Source organism: Nocardia terrae (assembly GCF_009760405.1).
GTDB lineage: Bacteria > Actinomycetota > Actinomycetes > Mycobacteriales > Mycobacteriaceae > Nocardia > Nocardia terrae.
On sequence record NZ_WRPP01000017.1, the window covers coordinates 72,816 to 76,146 of the forward strand.

The 3,331-nt window shown below is 67.4% G+C and carries 2 protein-coding genes; one reads left to right on the forward strand and one right to left on the reverse strand.

All coding sequences use genetic code 11. The features are described 5' to 3' along the window. Positions 1 to 54 precede the first annotated feature (54 nt). Positions 55 to 1,296, reverse strand: a complete 1,242-nt coding sequence (locus GPX89_RS43325) for a cytochrome P450 (protein ID WP_198347863.1) — start codon at positions 1,294 to 1,296, stop codon at positions 55 to 57. A 239-nt stretch (positions 1,297 to 1,535) separates the two neighbouring features. On the opposite strand from GPX89_RS43325, the gene GPX89_RS43330 reads away from it, so the two are divergent. Continuing rightward, positions 1,536 to 2,888 (forward strand): GAF domain-containing protein, encoded by a 1,353-nt coding sequence (locus GPX89_RS43330; RefSeq protein ID WP_157393608.1) that lies wholly within the window; start codon positions 1,536 to 1,538, stop codon positions 2,886 to 2,888. Positions 2,889 to 3,331: the final 443 nt, after the last annotated feature.

Here is a 3,331-nt window from a genome sequence, read left to right on the forward strand (position 1 = left end):
GGATCCCGGCCAAAGACACGCCGGGATGACGAGTGGGGCGTGACGAGGAACCGATCAGCGTGGTGTCAGCCGGACCGGCATGTGCCTGACTCCGGTGTGCTTGTTACTGCGGGTGTACTCGACAGGAGCCGTGAGCTCCGCGGTGCCGACCCGATCCAGCAGCGTGTCGAAGAGGACGCGCATTTCCATGCGAGCCAGGTTGGAGCCCAGGCAGAAGTGGCCGCCGCGGCCGAAGGCCAGATGCGGATTGGGCCGTCGGCCGATGTCGAAGCGGTGCGGGTCGGGGAAGACGCTCGCGTCGCGATTCGCGGAGGTCCACCACAGGGTCACCTTGTCCCCGGCGCGAATTCGCCGGTCGCCGAGCGTGGTGTCGCGGGTGGCGGTGCGGCGGTTGTAGGAGGTGGAGGAGGCCCAGCGCAGCATTTCCTCGACGGCGCCGTCCAATGCGGATCGATCCTCGTGCAGCGACCGCCACAGCTCCGGCCGTTCGATGAGCGCCAGCATCCCGACCGCGATGGAGTTGCGGGTGGTCTCGCTGCCCGCCGCGATCAGCAGGCTGAACAGCATCGCCTTCTCCATGTCGGTCAGCGGCCGGCCGTCGATGGTGGCGTGCGCGGCCAGCGACATCAGATCCTCGGCGGGGTCGGCGGTCTTGGCCGCGAACAGCCGCGCGCCGTAGGCCCGGGTCTCCGCGACGGCCGCCTGGGTTCGCGCGGTGGCCTCGCCGAGATCCCGATCGTCGTAGTCCAGCGCCACATTCGCCCACCCGAACAGCTGATGCCGATCCTCCTGCGGCACGCCGAGCAGCTGCGCGACCGCCTGCAGCGGCAGTTCCGCGGCCAGGTCGATCAGAAAATCGCAGTCGCCCTTGTCCAGTGCCGCGTCGACGATGGTCGCTGCGCGTTGCCGCAGGTCGTCCTCGATCAGCTTCAGGGTGCGCGGCGCGACGCTGGGCATGAGCAGCCGTCGTACGTCCGCGTGCCGGGGGTCGTCCATCATGTTGAGCAGCACGCCGACGGCCCAGTCCACGGGCAGATCCTCGATGAGCGTCCCGCCGCCGCGGCGTTCCCCGCCGGTCTCGGAGGAGTAGGTCCGCGAATCCCCGGCCACGGCAACGATGTCGGCGTATCGGGACAGGACCCAGAACCCTTCCCCGTCCGGGGTGTGCGCGGTGGGCGGATGCCACCACACCGGTTCGTGCTCGCGGAGCCGATCGAAATCCGCGTGCGGGAACCCGCGCGCGAACCGATCGAGATCGGTCAGGTCGATGTCCTCCACGGGCCCAGCCAAGCACAGTGTGTCGGTCCGCGGAGGTACATTCAGTAAACCGTGTAAACCAAATCCTGGTCGCCGCAAGGGATTCGGCTCGCAGGGCCAGGAGCCGCGGTCTAATTGAACAGCTCCCATTTAACAAAATGCTGCGTAGCTCACATTTCCCGGAGCACGTGTCGGCATGTGACCTGTCGGACAAACGTCCGGCTTCCGCCTTCAGGTCTCAGGTCCGCCGGTACTCTTTGGGTCGGAAAGAAAGGCAAATGGTCAGCAATCTCGCAGGTGGAGGGCAGCCCCACCCTGGCGTCGAACCGGGCAGTCAACTCGGGGCGCTCGAAACGTATGCCGCCCAGGCGCATGGATATCTCAGCGTGGGCGGCGATCAGCTGGGGCAGTTGCCTGGCCTGCTGCGGCCGATGGTCCTCGAATCATGGCTGCGCAGTGTGCGCGGTGGCGTGGATCCCATGGACGACGGTGACGGTCGTGGCCTGCGCGGCACGGATCTGGAGCGCTATCGCGACGCGCACGGGATCGCCGCGGTCATGCCGTTGGTGGACAAGCTATTACTTCGCGATGCCACCAGCACCGGATTGATCGTGGTGGTGGCCGACCAGTTCGGCCGCGTGCTCTCGGTGCACGGCAATGCCGACCGGGTGCAGGCCGCCGCGGAGGCGGGCCTGCGCGAGGGCAACGACCTGAGCGAGCGCCGGGTCGGCACCAATGCGGTGGGCCTGGTGGTGCGCACCGGCCGCGCGGCCTGGATCCACGGCCCCGAGCATTTCCTGCACCGCATGCACCAGATCACCGGAGCCGCTGCGCCGGTGCACGATCCGGACGGCCGCCTGGTGGGCGTGCTCATGATCGCGGGCGGGGTGCGGGTGGCGCGCCCGGAGATCCTGGCGCTGGTGAAGGCGGCGGCTACGGCCGCGGAGATGGATCTGCTCCTGGCCGCGGTGCGTTCGGGCCAGGACCGCCGCACGAATGCCGACGCCCCGCAGCCGGAACGGCTCGGGCTGGAGGTGCTCGGGCTGGGGCAGCCGCAGCTCACGGTGGCCGGCGAGCGAGTTCCGCTGTCCCAGCGGCACGCCGAGATCCTGCTGCTGCTGGCCGAGCACACCGAGGGCCTGTCGGCCGATCACCTGGCCCTGCTGCTCGACGACGCCGATCTGGACAACGCCACCATCCGCGCGGCCATGTCGCGGCTGCGGTCGGTGGTCGGTTCGAATGTGTTCGGTTCGCGCCCCTACCGTTTGCGCGTTCCGATCGCCACCGATGTGGAAGCGCTGCGCGCCGCACTGGATTCCGGGGATGTCGATACCGCCGTGCGTTTGTACGCGGGCCCGGTGTTGCCGCGCTCGACCGCGCCGGGAGTTATAGACATTCGCGATGAATTGCGAGTCCGACTGCGCACCGCCGTCTTACGTTCCGGTGACGCGTCGGTCCTGAGCCGGTGGACCGCCGGCGCCGAGGGGCGTGACGATGCGGCCGCGTGGGCGGCCTATCGGGCCACCGTCGATCGCGAGTCTCCGCTGTATGCGCAGATCGAAGCCAAGATTCGCGTGCTCGATCGGCGCCTGGGCGCCGATGCAACGCAGTTGCAACGTTTCGACTCATAGTCTCCACATCCGAAAGTGCGGTCGGTCACACCGCCGCCTCGCTATGTGGTCGTACCCACATTCTTCGCGATCTTCGCGCGAGCTTGTCGCCCAACTAGACGCTCGTCCAACTTTTTTTCGGGAAAAAGTTCCTTTTTATTGTGTAAACGCCTAGTGTCCACATCCATGAACGGCATCCCTGTGATGCAGGTGACATTTGGAGGAGATCGGCAGCAGCACAACCCGGATGCGATGACCCGGAGGCGATCGCATCCCCCGGCCGGTGAGTCCGTAGGGCCCGGCCGCTTCGAGCACTAGTTGGATCACGCGCGGAGTTCACCGCGCATTCGTCGAATCACCCAGGGCGGTGCGATCTTTCGCGGCCTGGCGTGCCCGGCTCGGCCCGTGGCACTTCAGGTCTATTTCGCGATGCCCGAAACCGTTGGTCGACATAGCAATTCGCC

What these genes read in the sequence shown, in the direction of transcription:
- GPX89_RS43330 (WP_157393608.1), top strand. Translation starts at nt 1,536, where the DNA reads ATGGTCAGCAATCTCGCAGGTGGAGGGCAGCCCCACCCTGGCGTCGAA.